Below are 17,293 nucleotides of genomic sequence, written 5' to 3' on the forward strand. Positions count from 1 at the left end.
TCTGCCAGGTGACAGTACGCCTGCGCGGCCATCACCTCCTTTGCATGCTGACTTTTGTCGGCAAAGGCTACAGCCCGGCTTTCGTCGAGAACTACGACAGGATTGCCGGGCGGCTGAGCGAAGGAGAAGATATTCTTCTCGTCGATGGCCCGGACGACATTTGCGCGCCCCTGCTCTGCGGGGGCGATTGCCATTGTTACGAAGCGAGTGTTCGCGAGCGTGACCGGCTGGCATTGGAGGCCGTAGGCAAACTTCTCGGCCAGACGCTTTCCACGCAGAACCGTTTCGGGCTCGACGCAGAGCGGCTTGCCGTAATGCGCAGCGCTTTTGCAGAAGGCACACTACGCAAAGCCTGCGAGCGTTGCGAATGGTCGAACCTCTGCACGAGAATTGCCACAACAGACCAGTTTCACGGCGTTAAAATAACGAGGCCACCCGCCTCAGGATGAGACGGGTGGCCTTGTTGTATCTGGCTTTTACTGTTGGCTTTTGCGCTTTCGCCGGGCCATCATATTGAGCGCCTCGACCAGCGCCGAAAAGCCCATGGCGGCGTAGATATAGCCCTTGGGAACGTGGAAGCCGAAACCGTCGGCAATCAGCGTCATGCCGATCATCAGCAGGAAGCCCAGCGCCAGCATGACGATGGTTGGGTTCGCCGCGATGAACCGCGAAAGCGGATCGGCTGCAAGCAGCATGACGGTAACGGCTGCGACCACGGCAATGACCATAATGGCGATCTCATCGGTCATGCCGACGGCGGTGATGATCGAATCGACCGAGAAAACCAGATCAAGGATCAGGATCTGCACGATGGCGGCACCCATGGTGAGCTGAGCCACCTTGCCACCGATATTTTCCTTGCCATCATCGGGATCGACCGTGTGGTGAATTTCCTTGGTCGCCTTCCAGACAAGAAACAGGCCGCCAGCAATCAGGATGATGTCACGCCAGGAAAAGCCATGACCGAACGCCTCGAAGATCGGATCCTTGAGCTGGACGATGATCGAGATCGTGAAAAGAAGCGCCAGGCGCAGGATGAGCGCCGCGCCAATGCCGATGCGGCGGGCGCGCGCCTGCTGCGAGGCGGGCAGCTTGTTGGTAAGGATCGAGATGAAGATCAGATTGTCGATACCGAGGACGACTTCCATCGTCACCAGCGTAACCAGCGCGGCCCAGCCGGCAGGGGTCGAAAGAAATCCCAGATACTCGGCAAAAAAATCCATTGAGTTGCGTCCCCTTGCAAAAAAACTCGTTGCAAGGAGATAGTAGTCTGGAAAATCCATTCAACTGGCAGAAAGCTGCCGGATTAAAATAGCGGCCTAATTATAGATAACATCATACTTCAAGCTAAAATAAGACGTTATCGCCAGAATACCGGAATAGTTTCCTCCAGATGCGCACCGATGCGCAAGGGAGCGGCCTTTTCTGCAAGCCCCGTGCGATCCGAAATCTCTATGCCCACACCGCAGACGGTAGCCGGACCATTCGCCGCTTCGAACCGTCCTTTGGGCACTTTCGACAGGAAGCGGTTGAGTGGCTCCTCCTTGTCCATGCCGAGTGAGGAATCATAATCACCGCACATGCCTGCATCAGACATATAAGCTGTGCCATTGCGCAAAATCTGGCAATCGGCAGTCGGGACATGCGTGTGAGTCCCGACAACAGCGCTGGCGCGACCGTCGACAAAATGACCGAAACACTGCTTTTCGCTCGTCGCCTCAGCATGGAAATCGAAGAACACGGCATCAGCCTGCTCGCCAAGGGGACAGGCTTCCAGAATTTTCTCGGCCGCGATAAACGGATCATCGAGATCGGGATGCATGAACACCCGGCCCATGACGTTCGACACGAGAACGCGGGCGCCATTTTTGGCGATATAAAGCCCCTCGCCTTTTCCGGCTGTGCCTTTCGGGAAGTTTGCCGGGCGCAGAAAGCGGTCTTCGCGCTTGGAGAAATCCAGCGCCTCGCGTTGATCCCATACGTGATTGCCGGTCGTGACGACGTCGGCGCCAGCACGAATGGTATCGTGGAAAATCTCCTCCGTAATGCCGAAGCCGCCCGCGGCGTTTTCGCCGTTGACGATTATGAAGTCCAGCTTCAGATCGGAAATCAGCCCCGGCAGCTTTTCATAAACTGCATTCCGGCCCGACCGGCCCACCATATCACCAAGAAAAAGCAATCTCATGGGAGTGCCTTATAAACCTGCGCCAAGCGAACGCAAGCCGCTCTCCGTCAGGATCTGGTTGAGCGCGATATCATGCGGCTCATTTGGCACATGCTCGACTTCCTGGCAGTCGAAGGCCATGCCGATCAGAAGTGGCTGCAATCCGCGTTCCGTGAACCGCGCCAGCGCGCGGTCGTAGTGTCCTGCACCATAGCCAAGTCGATGCCCACGCTGATCAAAACCTGCAAGTGGCATCAACAGGATCGCAGGATCGACAATCGGCGCATCTGCTCCCGGTCCCATCGTGCCGAAACCCGTCTGACGCAATCTGGCATCAGGCAGATATTCACGAAAGGCAATCGTTTCCTTGTCCAGAACAACGGGGAGGCAAAGCCGGGCACCCTTGGCGCGAAGCGCCGATAATAATGGGCGTGGGTCGATTTCAGAACGGATCGGCCAATAACCAGCAATCAAGGTGCCTTTGGGAACGTCAATTGCAGCTTCACCTTTTTTGGCTGCCGCCAGCGAAGCCTCGTAATGAAAGCGCGGATCAAGCGCATCACGGACCGCCAGAACCTTGCGTCTAAGCTCCTGCTTTTCCAGACCGGGGCTGCGCTCCGTTGCCGTCATTCCAAGCCACTCCCTGCTGCCGTTTTTCACCATGCAGTGGAACCGCAAAGAGCCAATCCGTCAAGTGACCCCGCCCGCGCCATACGCGACCTTCTCCGAGCGGTCACGAATGACCTTCAAAACAACGCCGTGGAAGTCATTGAGGAACAGTTTGCCCCACAGGTCACAGTAAAAATCGATCGGCGTGGCGATCTGATAATGGGTCGTCAGCGTGAGACGCGTGTGACCATTCGTGAGAGGCTCAAGACGATAATCACCCTGCGCAAGCTTCAGATAGGTGCTGTCGACCTTGATATGCGCTTCCACCTCGGGCGGTATGGAGCCAGGGCCGAAGCGGAAATCCCACGCCAGAAGCCGATTTTCTTCCCATTGCGTGACGATTTCCTGAAAATTGACGCCATGCGTCCACTGCAAGTCGCGTACCGCTCCAACACCAGTACCGTTCAGCCTTGCATCCACCGGCTGCGGCACGCCAAGAATGCCATGGCTGAATGTCCACGACAGTTCGTCCGGGCGCACATTGCGGATTTCAACCGTCTGCTGCCAGACGACTTCCGGCGGCGCTGCGATCTCGATCACCGTGGTTACAGCGCCATCATGCGGGATGTAGGACATCTGAAGTTCGGCTGGCAGAACGAGCAGCGGCAGCGCAATCACCAGCGTCGTGGTGCGACGCGAACGAAATTGCCGGATGATCCACAAGGTCACCGTCGAACCGAGCGCCGAGAACACCATGAAAAACGGAGCGGCCATGGCCACGCAAATTCCTGCTTCATGGAAAAAGACCATGCTGATAACGACAAGCCCGGCGATGATAGCCCATCCCATACGGACATGCCGCCACAGGCTTTTTTGCGCACGCGGGTCGGAAAGGCTCGAAGCAAGGCTGGCAACAGCCATCGGTAACAGCATCAGGCCCGCAATGACGGGCATCGCATCCGCATATTGGCCCGACCAGATCATGACATAGAGCAGAAGGCCGTAGACGAATGCGATGGGTACCGCGACGGCCAGTCTTTCCGATGAATCGGGCGATGCTGTTTCAGGAGATTTCATCAAGATGCGCAAATCGTTGGAGCTTTGCGCATGTTTACGAACAAATTGTCCGTTAGATCAAGCTCATAGCTATCCTGCGACAGCCAGAGGAAAAGAAAGCGGCGACCACGACGACCGATGGTAGTGATTGATCCCGGGAACCTACAAAGTAGGTGGGCGCCATATGCGAAAGCCCGCAAGCCTTCACAGGGACAGCTCCCTTAGAGATCAATAAGGCCCCGGGGATGCTGTTACACCTGTCGGGAAGCGCAGTTCGCCAAGGCCCAATATAGTACCTGCCCGATGGGAACGCCAGTGGCTTACACCGGCTTAACAGGAAAACTTTTCAGAAAAATCTGAACGAAGTTCAGCTGTTCCGTGGTGCGATGCGCGAAGCCACCTGCTCGATGCGCGACGCCACATCCGACAGCATGCCTGTCAAGGCAGCATCGTTGCTATCAGCGCGACCAAGCGCTTCATCACGTGCACGGCGCAGCGTTTCAACTTCGCTTTCCAGACCGTTGATACGTTTCTGCATCTCGGCCATTTCGTCCATCACCATGATCCCGGCCATGACGGTCAGGCGCAGATCGCCTATCTCCCCGAAGGACGTTTTGAGATGCGTGACATATTGATCGAAACGGTCGGCAAGCCCGGACAGGTGTTCTTCCTGTCCTTCGTCGCAGGCCATGCGGTAGGCCTTGCCATCAATGGTAACGGTTACGGTCGCTATGGTAGCCTCCTATCGGTCCAGAACGGCGCGGATTGTCTCCATCGCAGTCACAAGGCGGCGTGAAACCTCGCGATTAGCAGCTTCCAGCCGCTCGGCGCGCGCTTCCGACTGATCGAGTTCCTGGGCGAGACGGCTGCGATCCGCATTCATACGCTGCACCTCCTCCTCGGCCTCGGCGAAGTCGCCTTCTTTGTCCAGCCGCAGATCGACCGCTTGTTCAAGCGTATTGAGTGCCTTTTCCAGCCGTTCCAAGACTTGCCTGAGGGTCGTTTCGGGTGCCATCCATATCCTTTCCAATGCCAATTCGCGGGCCAACTTATGGGGATCGAATCGCGCCTGCGGGACGGGCATCTTTGAAAAGATTGTAATAATCACCCGCCCGATAAGCAACAAATGAGGGGCGCATCTAAACGTTCATGCACCGTTATCGGTGCAAAAACGGCTTTTCGGTGATTGTTCTACAGCTTTCCACACAACTCAATCGATTAGTCGCGGACAGTTTATTGCCCAAAAGTCATCGGTTTATTGACTCCTTATACGCAGGTGCTATGTGTCCCGATGCCTTCTGGAGCGTGATCCCGAAACGCATGAAGCCGTTTTGGACACGGATCGTGCTCAGGCAAAAGGCATCGCCGCAACCCCGTTAACCCCTCCCAAGGAAAGACGGCTGAGACCATGACCAATTCCGACAAACAAAACCAGATGGCCAACGCGATCCGCTTCCTCTCTATGGACGCGGTAGAGAAAGCCAATTCGGGCCATCCCGGCCTGCCGATGGGTGCAGCCGATATAGCGACGACGCTTTATACCCGTTTTCTCTCGCACGACCCGCAGAACCCGCACTGGCCGGATCGCGACCGTTTCGTGCTCTCCGCAGGCCACGGCTCGATGCTGCTCTATTCGCTGCTCTATCTTTCGGGCTACGAAGACATCACCATCGACGAGATCAAGAATTTCCGTCAGCTCGGTTCGCGCACCGCAGGCCATCCGGAATATGGTCACGCCGCCGGTATCGAGACGACGACCGGCCCGCTCGGACAGGGCATCGCCAATGCCGTCGGCATGGCACTTTCCGAACGTATCCTCAATGCACAGTTCGGCGACAGCCTCGTCAACCATTACACCTATGTGATTGCCGGTGACGGCTGCCTCATGGAAGGCATCAGCCAGGAAGCCATCGCGCTTGCCGGTCATCTGAAGCTGAACAAGCTGATCGTGTTCTGGGATGACAACAACATCTCGATCGACGGTCCGGTCACGCTTTCCGACAATACCAATCAGCCAGCCCGTTTTGCCGCTTCCGGCTGGAACACCATGGCTGTTGATGGTCACGATCAGGATGCGATTGCCAAGGCAATCGAACTGGCCAAGGTTTCCGACAAGCCAACGCTCATCGCCTGCAAGACGACCATCGGCTTCGGCGCACCAAACAAGGCTGGCACCAACAAGGTGCATGGCTCGCCGCTCGGTGCTGAAGAAATCGCTGCAACCCGCAAGGCGCTCGGCTGGAGTGCTGAACCCTTCGTCGTTCCGGCAGAAGTGCTGGACGGCTGGCGCGTTGCCGGTCTGAATGCCGCCAAGAAGCGTCAGGAATGGGAAAAGCGCTTTGCTGCCGTCAACGCGGACACCCGCGCTGAATTCGAGCGCCGGATGCGTGGCGACCTGCCTTCCAACTTCGATGCAACCATCATCGAATACAAGAAGAAGCTGTCCGCGGACAAGCCGAAGGTCGCAACCCGCAAGTCTTCGGAAATGGCACTGGAAGTCATCAATGGTGTCCTGCCGGAAACCATCGGCGGCTCCGCCGATCTCACCGGTTCGAACAACACTAAGACGAGTCAGACCAAGGCCATAACGCCGGAAGACTACGGCCAGCGTTACGTCCATTACGGTATCCGTGAGCACGGCATGGCAGCAGCCATGAACGGCATGACGCTGCATGGCGGGCTGATCCCTTACGGCGGCACCTTCCTGACCTTCTCGGATTATTGCCGTCCGGCTATGCGCCTTTCCTCGCTGATGGGCATCCGCGTCGTTTACGTGATGACGCATGACTCCATCGGTCTTGGTGAAGACGGCCCGACCCACCAGCCGGTAGAACAGCTTGCCGCCTTGCGCGCCATTCCGAACCACAATGTGTTCCGCCCTGCCGACGCTGTCGAAGCGGCTGAATGCTGGCAGATTGCCCTGCAATCGAAGAAGACGCCATCGACGATGGCTCTGACTCGCCAGAACCTGCCAACGGTCCGTACCGAGCATCGCGACGAAAACCTTTCGGCTTTCGGCGCCTATGAACTTGCTGCGGCAAGCAAGGATGCCAAGGTGACGATCTTCGCGACCGGTTCGGAAGTGGAAATCGCACTCAAGGCCCGCGACCTGCTGGAAGGCAAAGGCATTGCCACCCGTGTCGTTTCGGTTCCTTGCTTCGAGCTTTTCGAACAGCAGAGCGATGCCTACAAGACCGCGACCATCGGCAATGCGCCGGTCAAGGTGGCGATCGAAGCGGCAATCTCACTCGGCTGGGAACGCTTCATCGGCGAGAACGGCATATTCATCGGCATGAAGGGCTTCGGCGCTTCGGGCGAGATCAACGATCTCTACAAGCATTTCGGCATCACGGCAGAACATGCCGCTGAAGCTGCGGAGAAGAAGCTCAACGCCGCATGATTTTAAGAACGCCGGCGTCGTAAAAACGCCGGCGTTTGAGTTTCCATTCCAGTCCGGCCGGACGAATCCTGTTCGATTTGTCCGTTCCGACGGAGTTTTGAAGCACTGCATGTGCAGTACCCTATCGGGAGATTAAGAGAAAATGGCAGTTCGCGTCGCAATTAACGGTTTTGGCCGCATCGGCCGCAACATCCTTCGCGCCATCGTCGAGTCGGGCCGCACCGATATTCAGGTCGTGGCCATCAACGACCTCGGCCCGGTCGAAACCAACGCACATCTTCTGCGTTATGACAGCGTTCATGGCCGTTTCCCCAAGGAAGTTAAGGTTGCAGGCGACACCATCGACGTCGGCTACGGCCCGATCAAGGTTCATGCCGTTCGCAACCCGGCTGAACTGCCGTGGAAGGAAGAAGGCGTCGATATCGCTCTGGAATGCACCGGCATCTTCACCTCGCGCGACAAGGCTGCGCTTCATCTTGAAGCTGGTGCAAAGCGCGTCATCGTTTCGGCTCCTGCCGACGGCGCGGACCTGACTGTCGTCTATGGCGTCAACCATGACAAGCTGACCAAGGACCATCTGGTCATTTCGAACGCTTCGTGCACCACCAACTGCCTTGCCCCGGTGGCTCAGGTTCTCAACGATGCTATCGGCATCGAAAAGGGCTTCATGACCACGATCCACTCCTATACAGGCGACCAGCCGACGCTGGACACCATGCATAAGGATCTCTACCGCGCGCGCGCAGCAGCTCTTTCGATGATCCCGACCTCGACGGGCGCAGCCAAGGCTGTCGGCCTCGTTCTGCCGGAACTGAAGGGCAAGCTCGACGGCGTTGCCATCCGCGTTCCGACCCCGAACGTCTCGGTTGTCGACCTGACCTTCATCGCCAAGCGCGCAACGACCGTCGATGAAGTCAACAACGCGATCCGTGAAGCCGCCAATGGCCGCCTCAAGGGTATCCTCGGCTACACAGATGAGCCACTCGTCTCGCACGACTTCAACCACGACTCCCATTCCTCGGTCTTCCACACGGACCAGACCAAGGTTATGGAAGGCACCATGGTGCGCATCCTGTCGTGGTACGACAATGAATGGGGCTTCTCCAGCCGCATGGGCGATACCGCTGTCGCCTTTGGCAAGCTGATCTAAGCCTCCGACCATGTTTCGCGCCCTTCTCCCCACCGTTGCGCGCTGGCGTCCGCTGGAAGAAGAAGGGCTCGAACATCTCAATATCGGCCCCGCAGGCCGCACGATCCGTGCTGAAAGCGTGATGATTGGCGACCGCGGAGACAATCCCTACGGCGTGCGCTACAGCATCGACTGCAACAGCGTCTGGCATGTCCTCCATTTCCTGATCGAAACTACAGCCGGGCACCGGCTGGAGCTTGTTTCCGACGGCGACGGTCGCTGGAGCACGATGGCTGGCGATGCATTGCCCGAGTTCGATGGCTGCATCGATATCGATCTGGCGGGAACGCCCTTCACCAACACGCTGCCCATCCGCCGCCTTGGCCTCACACCGGAAAGCGGCACCGTTCAGCTCGACATGCTTTACGTGCCGTTCGACAGTTTCCGTCCGCTGCGCGACCAGCAGCGTTATACCTGCCTTGAGGAAGGGCGGCGCTATCGCTACGAGTCTGCCGACCGCACCTTCACCGCCGAATTGCCCGTCGACGAGGACGGGCTTGTCACCGATTATCCAACCCTTTTCCGGCGCCTGCCTGTTTGAGCTCTCCTGCTCCACCGGCACCCGAAAGACAGTTCTGGGAGAAAGATCATGAGTTTCCGCACTCTCGACGATGCTGACGTCAAGTCCAAGCGCGTACTGGTCCGCGTTGACCTCAACGTGCCGATGGCGAATGGCGAAGTCACCGACCTGACCCGTATCGAGCGTATCGTTCCGACCATTGCCGAGCTTTCCAGGAAAGGCGCAAAGGTAGTTCTGCTCGCCCATTTCGGTCGCCCCAAGGGCGTTGCTTCGGACGAAAATTCGCTGAAGCATGTCGTGAAGCCGCTCTCCAAGGTGCTGGGACCCCATATTTCTGGCCGGAGTGTCCATTTTGCCGAAGACTGCATCGGCGAGCACGCCAAGGCCGCCGTCGATGCCCTGAAGGACGGCGATGTCCTGCTTCTGGAAAACACCCGTTTCCACAAGGGCGAGGAAAAGAACGATCCGGAATTCGTCGCGGCTCTGGCAGCCAATGGCGATCTTTATGTGAACGACGCGTTTTCGGCTGCCCACCGCGCCCATGCTTCGACCGAAGGCCTCGCACACGTCCTGCCCGCCTATGCGGGACGCGGCATGCAGGCCGAGCTTGAAGCGCTGGAAAAGGGCCTTGGCAATCCGGCTCGTCCGGTTGTCGCCATCGTCGGCGGCGCAAAGGTTTCGACCAAGCTCGACCTCTTGTCCAACCTGATCGAAAAGGTTGATGCGCTCGTTATCGGCGGCGGCATGGCCAATACTTTCCTGGCAGCGCAGGGACACGATGTCGGCAAATCGCTCTGCGAGCACGAGCTGGCCCACACCGCCCGCGAAATCATGGCCAAGGCCGAAACCACCAAATGCGCGATCATCCTTCCGGTCGATGCTGTCGTGGGCTGGCACTTTGCAGCCGATACGCCGAACAAGACCTATGGAGTCGATGCAGTTCCAAGCGACGGCATGATTCTCGATGCCGGGGCACTCTCGACCGATCTGATCGCCTCGGCCATCGATGATGCGGCCACGCTTGTCTGGAACGGTCCGCTCGGTGCGTTCGAACTGCGTCCGTTCGACACCGCGACGGTCAAGACCGCAAAACACGTCGCCGCCCGCACCAAGGCTGGCAAGCTGGTTTCGGTCGGCGGCGGCGGCGATACGGTCGCAGCCCTCAATCATGCTGGCGTAGCCGACGACTTCACCTATATCTCGACCGCAGGCGGCGCCTTCCTCGAATGGATGGAAGGCAAGCCCCTCCCCGGCGTTGATGTGCTGAAGAAGTAGAGCATTTCCAGCAAAAGCGTGAAGCGGTTTTGCGCGGAAGAATGTATAAGAACAAATAAAGCCCCGGAAATCCGGGGCTTTTTCTTCATGCTTTGGGGGTCAGCTTCAGGAGACGTCCCGGATTGTCATCCTCGATCAGCCAGATGGCCCCGTCGGGACCGACAGCCACATCGCGGATACGGTTTTCCATTTCAAAGCGCTCGGCTTCGTCCGCCTTGCCATCCTTGTCGATCACGACACGCACCAGCGACATGACCGAAAGCCCTCCGATCAAAGCTGAGCCGCGCCATTCGGGGAACATGTCTCCCTCGTAAAAGGCAAGCCCGGCCGGAGCGATAACCGGCGTCCAGTACACCAATGGCGGCTCGAATTCCGGACGTGTGCTATGGCGCGGGATCGGCCTGCCGCTATAATTGTCGCCATTGGAAACAACAGGCCAGCCATAATTAAGACCGGGCTTGATGAGATTGAACTCGTCACCGCCACGCGGGCCCATCTCGTGCTCCCAGAGCTTTCCATCGGGGCCGAAGGCCAGTCCGTACGGGTTGCGATGGCCGGTTGACCAGGTCAATGCCCTTACACCTCCCGCATCCGCATGCGGATTATCCTTCGGCACGGAACCATCGAGATTCATGCGGAGAATTTTCCCCATGGGAGCCTCATCGTCCTGCGCGGTTGCAGGCAACATGCGGTCGCCGACGGAAAGGAACAGATGTTTGCCATCCGGCTCGAATGCAATAATGCCGCCCGGCTGTCCGCCGCGAGCCACCGCATCCTGTTTCCAGATCGTGGTCTTGTCCTGCAGCGCTGCCTTGCCGTCACCTTCATCCAGCACAGCGCGCACCAGAACGACGCTGCTGCCGTTCTTCGCCGGTTCGTTATAGGAGAAGTAGACTGCCTTGCCCTTTTCGAAATCCGGAGCAGGCGCAATATCGAGCAGGCCGTTCTGGCCACTGAATGCCACTTCCGGCACACCATCGACAGCAGTTTTGTCACCCGATTGCGTGACGATGAAAATCTTGCCGCCCTTCTCCGTCAATAAAAGTCTGCCATCGGGCAGAAAGGCGATAGCCCAGGGCGTATCGAATTCGGCAACCGACGTTGCAGTAAACGGAGCACTTGCTTCGGCCTTCCTGCCACCGGCATTGATGCTCTCAGCCGAAACATCCAGCACCGGCAGGACAACCATTGATGCTGCCAGAACAAACGGCAGGCTCAAAAGGGCGCGTCGCATATCTCCTCCTCAAATCTGGACAATGGAAAACGGGCGAGGTTTTTCTCACTGGTTTCTTACATGGGGGTTGAGAGGCGGATATCAAAACGAGTTTCGGGAAAAACCTGAGATAACCAATCTGACGGCGTTTAGGAAAACTTGCTTCACCTAAACCGTTTGAATTTTTTTCAACCGTTTCAATGGCTTGCGCTCGCCATAGTTTTAACCAACACTCCCTCATCGCTTTGATAGAAGGAGCATTGCATATGACTGAACGTCTTGAAGACATTGCGATTGCACTGGTGGCAGCAGGAAAAGGTATTCTCGCCGCCGATGAAAGCTCGGGCACCATCAAGAAGCGCTTTGACTCGATTCATCTCGCCTCGACGGAAGAAACGCGCCGCGACTATCGCGAAATGCTGTTCCGCTCGGACGAAGCGATGAAGAACTATATTTCTGGCGTCATTCTCTATGATGAAACCATAAGGCAGAAGGCCAAGGATGATACACCGCTTGTCGAAATCATCCGCAAGGCGGGTTCTATTCCGGGCATCAAGGTCGATGCTGGTGCCAAGCCGCTTGCTGGTTTCGACGGTGAAACCATCACAGAGGGGTTGGACGGTCTGCGCGAACGGCTCAATGAATATTACGCACTTGGAGCCCGTTTCGCCAAATGGCGCGCAGTGATCTCGATTTCCGATGGCCTGCCCAGCTGGGGCGCGGTGAAACAGAATGCACAGGCGCTCGCCCGCTATGCAGCGCTTTGCCAGGAAGCAAACATCGTCCCGATTGTCGAACCCGAAGTGTTGATGGACGGCCGACCGGGCGATCATACCATCGACCGTTGTTACGAAGTGACGGAATGGGTTCTGAAGACAGTGTTTACGGAACTTTACGATGCTCGCGTCAGGCTCGAAGGTATGATCCTGAAGCCGAATATGGTCATCGACGGCAAGAAAACGCGCAAGGCTTCCGTCGAGGAAGTGGCGGAGAAAACTGTCCGCTGTTTCCGCAACACAGTTCCGGCAGCAGTGCCCGGCATCGCCTTCCTTTCCGGCGGCCAGACAGGCGAGGAAGCGACCGCCCACCTTTCTGCGATGAATGCGGGCTTTGACATGCCGTGGAAAATGACTTTCTCCTATGGCCGTGCCCTGCAGGCGGCAGCGCTGGACGCCTGGGGCGGCAAGGATGAAAACATCGCTGCTGGTCAGCGGGCTTTCGCACATCGGGCAAAGATGAACGGTCTGGCTGCCACCGGCGGCTGGAAAAAAGATCTTGAAAAAGCAGCCTGACTTGTCTTGAGAAACAAGAGCCCGGCCATGTCAGCCGGGCTTTTCTTCAGCCTTCGTGCAAGTGGAACCCCACCGCCAGTGCCATGATCAATATGGCGATGACTGCGATCTTCCAGAAATCGCCGCGCTGCTTCAGGCCCGGCAGGCCAAGCGGTTTGATGATGTGCAGCCCCATCAGAAGAACAAGCAGCACAGGCAGAATTTTGGTCACAAATCACCTCTCTGCCTCCTTGTGACGCAGACAGGCCGTCGCTGCAAGATGCGTGTAACAGACACAACCCTTTTACCGACAAGGTTCCATCTTCATCTTAAGTTTCATGGACGAGCCGCCGCCGGGCGGCGTAAACTGCATGCGGAGGTGATGAAAAGCGCATGGAGGAGATAGACCAGAACAGGTCGATCTTGCGCTTTCGTCAGCAGACTAATCAGGAAGCGACAACCGCCCGACGGGTGGCGTTGCGCATGCTTCTGGGAGGAAGAGCATGACTTCGAAATATGCCGAAACCTATGCCGCATGGCAGGCCGATCCTGAACGTTTCTGGGCTGAAGCGGCGCAGGCAATCGACTGGTTCAAGCCATGGGACCAGGTTTTTGCGGGCGACGAAGGTGTCTATGGACGTTGGTTCAAGGGTGCGCAGTGCAACACCTGCTATAATGCGCTCGACCGCCATGTCGCCAAAGGGCGCGGTGAACAGGTTGCGCTCATCTATGAAAGCCCCGTCACCGGCACGATGCGCAAATTCACTTATCGCGAACTGCTGGAAGAAGTGGAAGCGCTGTCCGCCGTCATGCTCGACAATGGTGTATCGAAAGGCGACCGCGTTCTGATCTATATGCCGATGGTCCCCGAAGCGGCTGTCGCCATGCTGGCATCGGCCCGTATCGGTGCAGTCCATTCCGTCGTCTTCGGCGGATTTGCCGCCACTGAACTCGCAACCCGTATTGACGACGCCAAGCCAGTCATGATCATCGCCAGTTCCTGCGGTATCGAGCCTACCCGCATCGTGCCCTATCAGGCCATGCTCGATAAGGCGATTTCACTTGCGCAGCACAAAGTCGATCATTGCATCATATTGCAGCGCGAGCAGCACCGGCACGAACCGGTAGCAGGACGTGACCTCGACTATCGCGAGGCCGTTGATGCCGCGCGCGGTCGTCATGTTCCCTGCACGCCGGTTGATGCTACCGACCCGCTTTACGTACTCTACACGTCCGGCACGACCGGTGAGCCGAAAGGCGTCGTGCGCGACAACGGCGGACACATGGTGGCGCTTGACTGGTCCATGAAGAATGTCTTCGGCGTGAAACCGGGACAAGTATGGTGGGCCGCATCCGATGTGGGTTGGGTGGTTGGCCATTCCTACATCGTTTATGCCCCGTTGATCCATGGCGCGACCAGCATCCTGTTCGAAGGCAAGCCTATCGGCACACCCGATGCTGGCACCTACTGGCGCATCATCGCCGAACATGGCGTTGAAGTAATGTTCACCGCACCGACGGCGCTGCGTGCAATCAAGAAAGACGACGCGGACGGCAATTTCGTGCGTCGCTACGACCTTTCAAAGTTCCGCGCCCTCTATCTCGCTGGCGAACGCGCCGATCCCGACACGATTCACTGGGCAGAAAATCTGCTGGGCTGCCCGGTGATCGATCACTGGTGGCAGACGGAAAGCGGCTGGCCGATGGTCGCCAATCCGCTCGGCCTCGGTCTTCTGGAAACCAAATACGGCTCACCCGCTGTCTGTCTTCCGGGTTACGATATCCGCGTGCTGGACGATGAAGGCCACGAAGTCGAGCGCGGCCAGCTCGGGAATGTTCTCATCAAGCTGCCCCTGCCGCCCGGTTGCCTGCCAACACTCTGGAACGCCGATGAGCGTTTCCGCAAAGCCTATCTGAACGAGTTCCCCGGCTACTATAAAACCGCCGATGCCGGCTACATGGATGAAGATGGCTATCTCTACATCATGAGCCGCACTGACGACATCATCAATGTCGCTGGCCATCGCCTGTCGACCGGGGCGATGGAGGAGGTACTTTCCAGCCATCCCGATGTTGCCGAATGCGCTGTGCTTGGTATTTCGGACCCGGTTAAAGGTCAGGTGCCTTGCGGCTTCCTCGTGCTGAAATCCAACATCGACCGCGATCCGCAAGAGGTCGAGAAGGAATGCGTCAGCATGGTGCGTGACGTCATCGGACCTGTTGCAGCCTTCCGGCTGGCGCTGACCGTAAAGCGTCTGCCCAAGACGCGGTCTGGCAAGATTCTACGGTCAACCATTCAGAAGATTGCCGACGGCGAAGAATGGAAGATGCCGGCCACAATCGATGATCCGGCTATTCTGGACGAAATCAGCACCGTTCTGCGCGAGCGTCACACCGGTCTCGCCTTCGCCTGATCTTAACCGTCCCGACTATTGACCGGCGGTTTCCGCCGGTCCACTCTCCATGCAAATTGGAGATCGATCATGCAATTAGAAGGCAAGGTGGCAATCGTCACCGGCGCTGCCCGCGGTATTGGCTATGCCATAGCAAAGCGCTTCCTGATGGATGGCGCAAGCGTAGTCCTGTCCGACATCGACAACGCCGCCGCCATGCGCGCAGCCAAGGATCTGGAGCAATTCGGCCCGGTTCGCCATATGGCGGCGGATGTGGGGGACAAGCTCGATGTCCACAATCTCCTGACCTTCACCATCACCAATCTGGGTGAGGTTGATATTCTCGTCAACAACGCGGGTATCGTGCATCAGGCGGATTTCCTTGACCTCAAGGAAGAGGATTTTGACCGTGTCATGCGTGTCAATCTCAAAGGCGCGTTTCTGTGCGGACAGGCCGTGGCAAAACGCATGGTGGAGCGAGTCGAATCGGGCGGTGATCCAGGCACGATCATCAACATGTCATCGGTCAACGCAATCTTCGGTTTGCCGGAGCAGCTCGCCTATTCCGTTTCCAAGGGCGGATTGAACCAGCTGACACGTACCATGGCAGTAGCGCTCGCCCGTTGGGGGATTCGCGTCAATGCCATCGGCCCCGGCTCCATCGAGACCGACATGCTTTCCGCCGTGAACACAGACGCCGATGCCCGCAACAGGATTCTATCAAGAACACCACTGGGTCGCATAGGCCAAGCCTCTGAAATTGCTTCGATAGCGTCTTTTCTTGCATCGCGGGATGCGAGCTATGTAACAGGCCAGACCATCTATGCGGATGGTGGGCGTCTGCCCCTCAGCTATACAGCAGCACCACGCTATAAGGCATGATGTTGCGGCCCCGCTATATTAGGAAGATAATGAAATAAGGATTTGCTCCTGACAGAAAGCTGTCAGGAGGGGTGTGCGATACTGCGTATCCAAGGATGAGGGAGATTTCACCATGGCACTCGCAATCGCACCATTGATCGCAGTTTTGAAGGAATACAGGCGCAGGCATGATGAACGCCGTCGTTTCATTCGCACCGAGCGTGTGATCGATGGACTGCCGAAAGACCTGCGCAAGGATCTGGGCTGGCCGGATCGCTATCTGGAACAGCGCAACACCAAATACTGCAACGGAGAATAAAACGGAATGCGCCGTGCAGACCGCCTTTTCCAGATTGTTCAGCACCTGCGCGGTGGCAGGCTCGTCACCGCGCGCCAGCTGGCCGAGCGGCTGGAAGTCTCCGAACGCACCATCTATCGCGATATTTCCGATCTGCAGTCGACTGGCGTCCCCATCGATGGCGAAGCCGGTGTCGGCTATATTCTGCGGCAAGGCTTCGAACTCCCGCCGCTTATGTTCACGCGCGATGAAATCGTCGCTCTGGTTGCCGGGGCGCGCCTCATCCGCGCCTGGGGCGGCGTTTCCATGGCGCGTGGTGCAGAAGAGGCTCTGGTCAAGATCGAAGCCGTTCTGCCCAAGGAAGAACGCGCTCGTATCACAAGTACTCAGATACATGCGCCCACGGCCCGCATCAGCATGGACGAACGCCGTATCATCGACGCGGTGGAACGCGCCGTCGATCAGGGCAATGTACTCAATATCCGCTATCGAGATCTGGAATCGCGCGAAAGCGAGCGTGATATTCGCCCGCTTGGTCTGTGGTTCTGGGGCAAGGTCTGGACGGTTATCGGCTGGTGCGAATTGCGCAATGCTTTCCGCACATTCCGGACCGACCGTATCGTTGAGGCCAGCGACGCAGGCCGCCTCTTCCGGGCCGAACGCGGCAAGACGCTGGGCGATTTCTACCGCCTCATGGAACTGAGCGAATATAACGCTTTTAAAGACTGATCATTGCCTTCCAAGCCCAAGATGACCGCTAAGCCGTTCTGGGACTGGCTCTTCTATCGCTTTCCGAGCAGAATGAATTGTATGAACTTTCAAATGAGTTCGGTTCTGACGCGATCTGGCTAACGTTGACGGTCGACAGATATGGCAAAATGCCCGTTCGGTTGATCTTTGAACCCGCGTCCTTGCTGCTGTTTCTGCCGGTGTCACACTCAGAATATGTGGAACGGCTCTGCTTCGCACGCCGATATGCTTGAAGCAGATCGACGCGCGAAACTAAAGCATGTCGCTGTTAACCGGATTCGGGATTCCCGTTTG

Annotated in this window: 18 protein-coding genes and 1 other RNA gene; 10 read left to right on the forward strand and 9 right to left on the reverse strand. The window is 57.5% G+C overall.

Annotation, left to right across the window (positions count from 1 at the left end):
* The first annotated feature begins 8 nt into the window (after positions 1 to 8).
* The gene (locus tag CES86_RS08825; RefSeq protein WP_012091326.1) at positions 9 to 449 is read left to right on the forward strand and encodes a DUF1284 domain-containing protein; all 441 of its coding nucleotides are present in this window, start codon (positions 9 to 11) and stop codon (positions 447 to 449) included.
* Positions 450 to 476: 27 nt separating this feature from the next.
* On the opposite strand, the gene CES86_RS08830 is transcribed toward CES86_RS08825, so the two are convergent.
* The 7 genes from CES86_RS08830 to CES86_RS08855 form a co-directional block, all read right to left on the reverse strand.
* The gene (locus CES86_RS08830) at positions 477 to 1,223 is read right to left on the reverse strand and encodes a TerC family protein (RefSeq protein WP_012091325.1); all 747 of its coding nucleotides are present in this window, start codon (positions 1,221 to 1,223) and stop codon (positions 477 to 479) included.
* Between the two features lie 137 nt (positions 1,224 to 1,360).
* Positions 1,361 to 2,185, reverse strand: a complete 825-nt coding sequence (locus tag CES86_RS27690) for a TIGR00282 family metallophosphoesterase (protein WP_012091324.1) — start codon at positions 2,183 to 2,185, stop codon at positions 1,361 to 1,363.
* Positions 2,186 to 2,194: 9 nt separating this feature from the next.
* Positions 2,195 to 2,794 (reverse strand): 5-formyltetrahydrofolate cyclo-ligase, encoded by a 600-nt coding sequence (locus tag CES86_RS27695; RefSeq protein WP_012091323.1) that lies wholly within the window; start codon positions 2,792 to 2,794, stop codon positions 2,195 to 2,197.
* Between the two features lie 60 nt (positions 2,795 to 2,854).
* Positions 2,855 to 3,850 (reverse strand): SRPBCC family protein, encoded by a 996-nt coding sequence (locus CES86_RS08840; RefSeq protein ID WP_012091322.1) that lies wholly within the window; start codon positions 3,848 to 3,850, stop codon positions 2,855 to 2,857.
* Positions 3,851 to 3,949: 99 nt separating this feature from the next.
* Positions 3,950 to 4,108: non-coding RNA, 6S RNA (gene ssrS, locus CES86_RS08845), on the reverse strand.
* An 88-nt stretch (positions 4,109 to 4,196) separates the two neighbouring features.
* A complete protein-coding gene (locus CES86_RS08850) occupies positions 4,197 to 4,562 on the reverse strand; it encodes a cell division protein ZapA (RefSeq protein ID WP_029376275.1) in 366 nt (121 codons plus the stop codon).
* A gap of 9 nt (positions 4,563 to 4,571) precedes the next feature.
* Positions 4,572 to 4,844: a DUF4164 domain-containing protein gene (locus CES86_RS08855; RefSeq protein ID WP_010661399.1), complete on the reverse strand. Its 273-nt coding sequence runs from the start codon at positions 4,842 to 4,844 to the stop codon at positions 4,572 to 4,574.
* Positions 4,845 to 5,237: 393 nt separating this feature from the next.
* Here CES86_RS08855 and tkt point away from each other — a divergent pair, with 393 nt between their 5' ends.
* From tkt to CES86_RS08875, 4 genes are all read left to right on the forward strand, one after another.
* A complete protein-coding gene (gene tkt, locus CES86_RS08860) occupies positions 5,238 to 7,229 on the forward strand; it encodes a transketolase (RefSeq protein WP_094514184.1) in 1,992 nt (663 codons plus the stop codon).
* Positions 7,230 to 7,371: 142 nt separating this feature from the next.
* Positions 7,372 to 8,379: a type I glyceraldehyde-3-phosphate dehydrogenase gene (gene gap, locus CES86_RS08865; RefSeq protein WP_010661401.1), complete on the forward strand. Its 1,008-nt coding sequence runs from the start codon at positions 7,372 to 7,374 to the stop codon at positions 8,377 to 8,379.
* A gap of 10 nt (positions 8,380 to 8,389) precedes the next feature.
* Positions 8,390 to 8,959, forward strand: coding sequence for a putative glycolipid-binding domain-containing protein (locus CES86_RS08870; RefSeq protein ID WP_094514186.1), 570 nt, complete (start codon positions 8,390 to 8,392; stop codon positions 8,957 to 8,959).
* A gap of 48 nt (positions 8,960 to 9,007) precedes the next feature.
* Entirely contained in the window at positions 9,008 to 10,213 is a 1,206-nt protein-coding gene (locus CES86_RS08875) for a phosphoglycerate kinase (RefSeq protein ID WP_012091320.1), read from the forward strand.
* Positions 10,214 to 10,298: 85 nt separating this feature from the next.
* Here the strand turns inward: CES86_RS08875 and CES86_RS08880 are convergent, their stop codons facing one another.
* Complete coding sequence (locus tag CES86_RS08880; protein WP_012091319.1) at positions 10,299 to 11,447, reverse strand: PQQ-dependent sugar dehydrogenase; 1,149 nt, start codon at positions 11,445 to 11,447, stop codon at positions 10,299 to 10,301.
* A gap of 245 nt (positions 11,448 to 11,692) precedes the next feature.
* Between CES86_RS08880 and CES86_RS08885 the strand changes: the two genes are divergently transcribed.
* On the forward strand, positions 11,693 to 12,718 hold the full coding sequence (locus CES86_RS08885) for a class I fructose-bisphosphate aldolase (protein ID WP_012091318.1): 1,026 nt from the start codon (positions 11,693 to 11,695) through the stop codon (positions 12,716 to 12,718).
* A 46-nt stretch (positions 12,719 to 12,764) separates the two neighbouring features.
* On the opposite strand, the gene CES86_RS27490 is transcribed toward CES86_RS08885, so the two are convergent.
* Positions 12,765 to 12,929, reverse strand: coding sequence for a hypothetical protein (locus CES86_RS27490; RefSeq protein WP_012091317.1), 165 nt, complete (start codon positions 12,927 to 12,929; stop codon positions 12,765 to 12,767).
* Between the two features lie 271 nt (positions 12,930 to 13,200).
* Here CES86_RS27490 and CES86_RS08890 point away from each other — a divergent pair, with 271 nt between their 5' ends.
* The 4 genes from CES86_RS08890 to CES86_RS08905 all read left to right on the forward strand — a co-directional run bounded on the left by CES86_RS08890 (position 13,201) and on the right by CES86_RS08905 (position 16,978).
* Positions 13,201 to 15,111, forward strand: coding sequence for a propionyl-CoA synthetase (locus tag CES86_RS08890; RefSeq protein WP_094514187.1), 1,911 nt, complete (start codon positions 13,201 to 13,203; stop codon positions 15,109 to 15,111).
* A gap of 69 nt (positions 15,112 to 15,180) precedes the next feature.
* Positions 15,181 to 15,972 (forward strand): SDR family NAD(P)-dependent oxidoreductase, encoded by a 792-nt coding sequence (locus CES86_RS08895; protein WP_010661409.1) that lies wholly within the window; start codon positions 15,181 to 15,183, stop codon positions 15,970 to 15,972.
* A gap of 112 nt (positions 15,973 to 16,084) precedes the next feature.
* Complete coding sequence (locus CES86_RS08900; RefSeq protein WP_012091315.1) at positions 16,085 to 16,270, forward strand: hypothetical protein; 186 nt, start codon at positions 16,085 to 16,087, stop codon at positions 16,268 to 16,270.
* Positions 16,271 to 16,276: 6 nt separating this feature from the next.
* On the forward strand, positions 16,277 to 16,978 hold the full coding sequence (locus tag CES86_RS08905; protein WP_010661411.1) for a helix-turn-helix transcriptional regulator: 702 nt from the start codon (positions 16,277 to 16,279) through the stop codon (positions 16,976 to 16,978).
* Positions 16,979 to 17,293: the final 315 nt, after the last annotated feature.

This window comes from Brucella lupini (genome assembly GCF_002252535.1).
GTDB lineage: Bacteria > Pseudomonadota > Alphaproteobacteria > Rhizobiales > Rhizobiaceae > Brucella > Brucella anthropi.

Coding starts and splice junctions, on each gene's coding strand:
- CES86_RS08830 (WP_012091325.1), bottom strand. CDS start 1,223: ATGGATTTTTTTGCCGAGTATCTGGGATTTCTTTCGACCCCTGCCGGC.
- CES86_RS27690 (WP_012091324.1), bottom strand. CDS start 2,185: ATGAGATTGCTTTTTCTTGGTGATATGGTGGGCCGGTCGGGCCGGAAT.
- CES86_RS27695 (WP_012091323.1), bottom strand. CDS start 2,794: ATGACGGCAACGGAGCGCAGCCCCGGTCTGGAAAAGCAGGAGCTTAGA.
- CES86_RS08840 (WP_012091322.1), bottom strand. CDS start 3,850: ATGAAATCTCCTGAAACAGCATCGCCCGATTCATCGGAAAGACTGGCC.
- CES86_RS08855 (WP_010661399.1), bottom strand. CDS start 4,844: ATGGCACCCGAAACGACCCTCAGGCAAGTCTTGGAACGGCTGGAAAAG.
- tkt (WP_094514184.1), top strand. CDS start 5,238: ATGACCAATTCCGACAAACAAAACCAGATGGCCAACGCGATCCGCTTC.
- gap (WP_010661401.1), top strand. CDS start 7,372: ATGGCAGTTCGCGTCGCAATTAACGGTTTTGGCCGCATCGGCCGCAAC.
- CES86_RS08870 (WP_094514186.1), top strand. CDS start 8,390: ATGTTTCGCGCCCTTCTCCCCACCGTTGCGCGCTGGCGTCCGCTGGAA.
- CES86_RS08875 (WP_012091320.1), top strand. CDS start 9,008: ATGAGTTTCCGCACTCTCGACGATGCTGACGTCAAGTCCAAGCGCGTA.
- CES86_RS08880 (WP_012091319.1), bottom strand. CDS start 11,447: ATGCGACGCGCCCTTTTGAGCCTGCCGTTTGTTCTGGCAGCATCAATG.
- CES86_RS08885 (WP_012091318.1), top strand. CDS start 11,693: ATGACTGAACGTCTTGAAGACATTGCGATTGCACTGGTGGCAGCAGGA.
- CES86_RS08890 (WP_094514187.1), top strand. CDS start 13,201: ATGACTTCGAAATATGCCGAAACCTATGCCGCATGGCAGGCCGATCCT.
- CES86_RS08895 (WP_010661409.1), top strand. CDS start 15,181: ATGCAATTAGAAGGCAAGGTGGCAATCGTCACCGGCGCTGCCCGCGGT.
- CES86_RS08900 (WP_012091315.1), top strand. CDS start 16,085: ATGGCACTCGCAATCGCACCATTGATCGCAGTTTTGAAGGAATACAGG.
- CES86_RS08905 (WP_010661411.1), top strand. CDS start 16,277: ATGCGCCGTGCAGACCGCCTTTTCCAGATTGTTCAGCACCTGCGCGGT.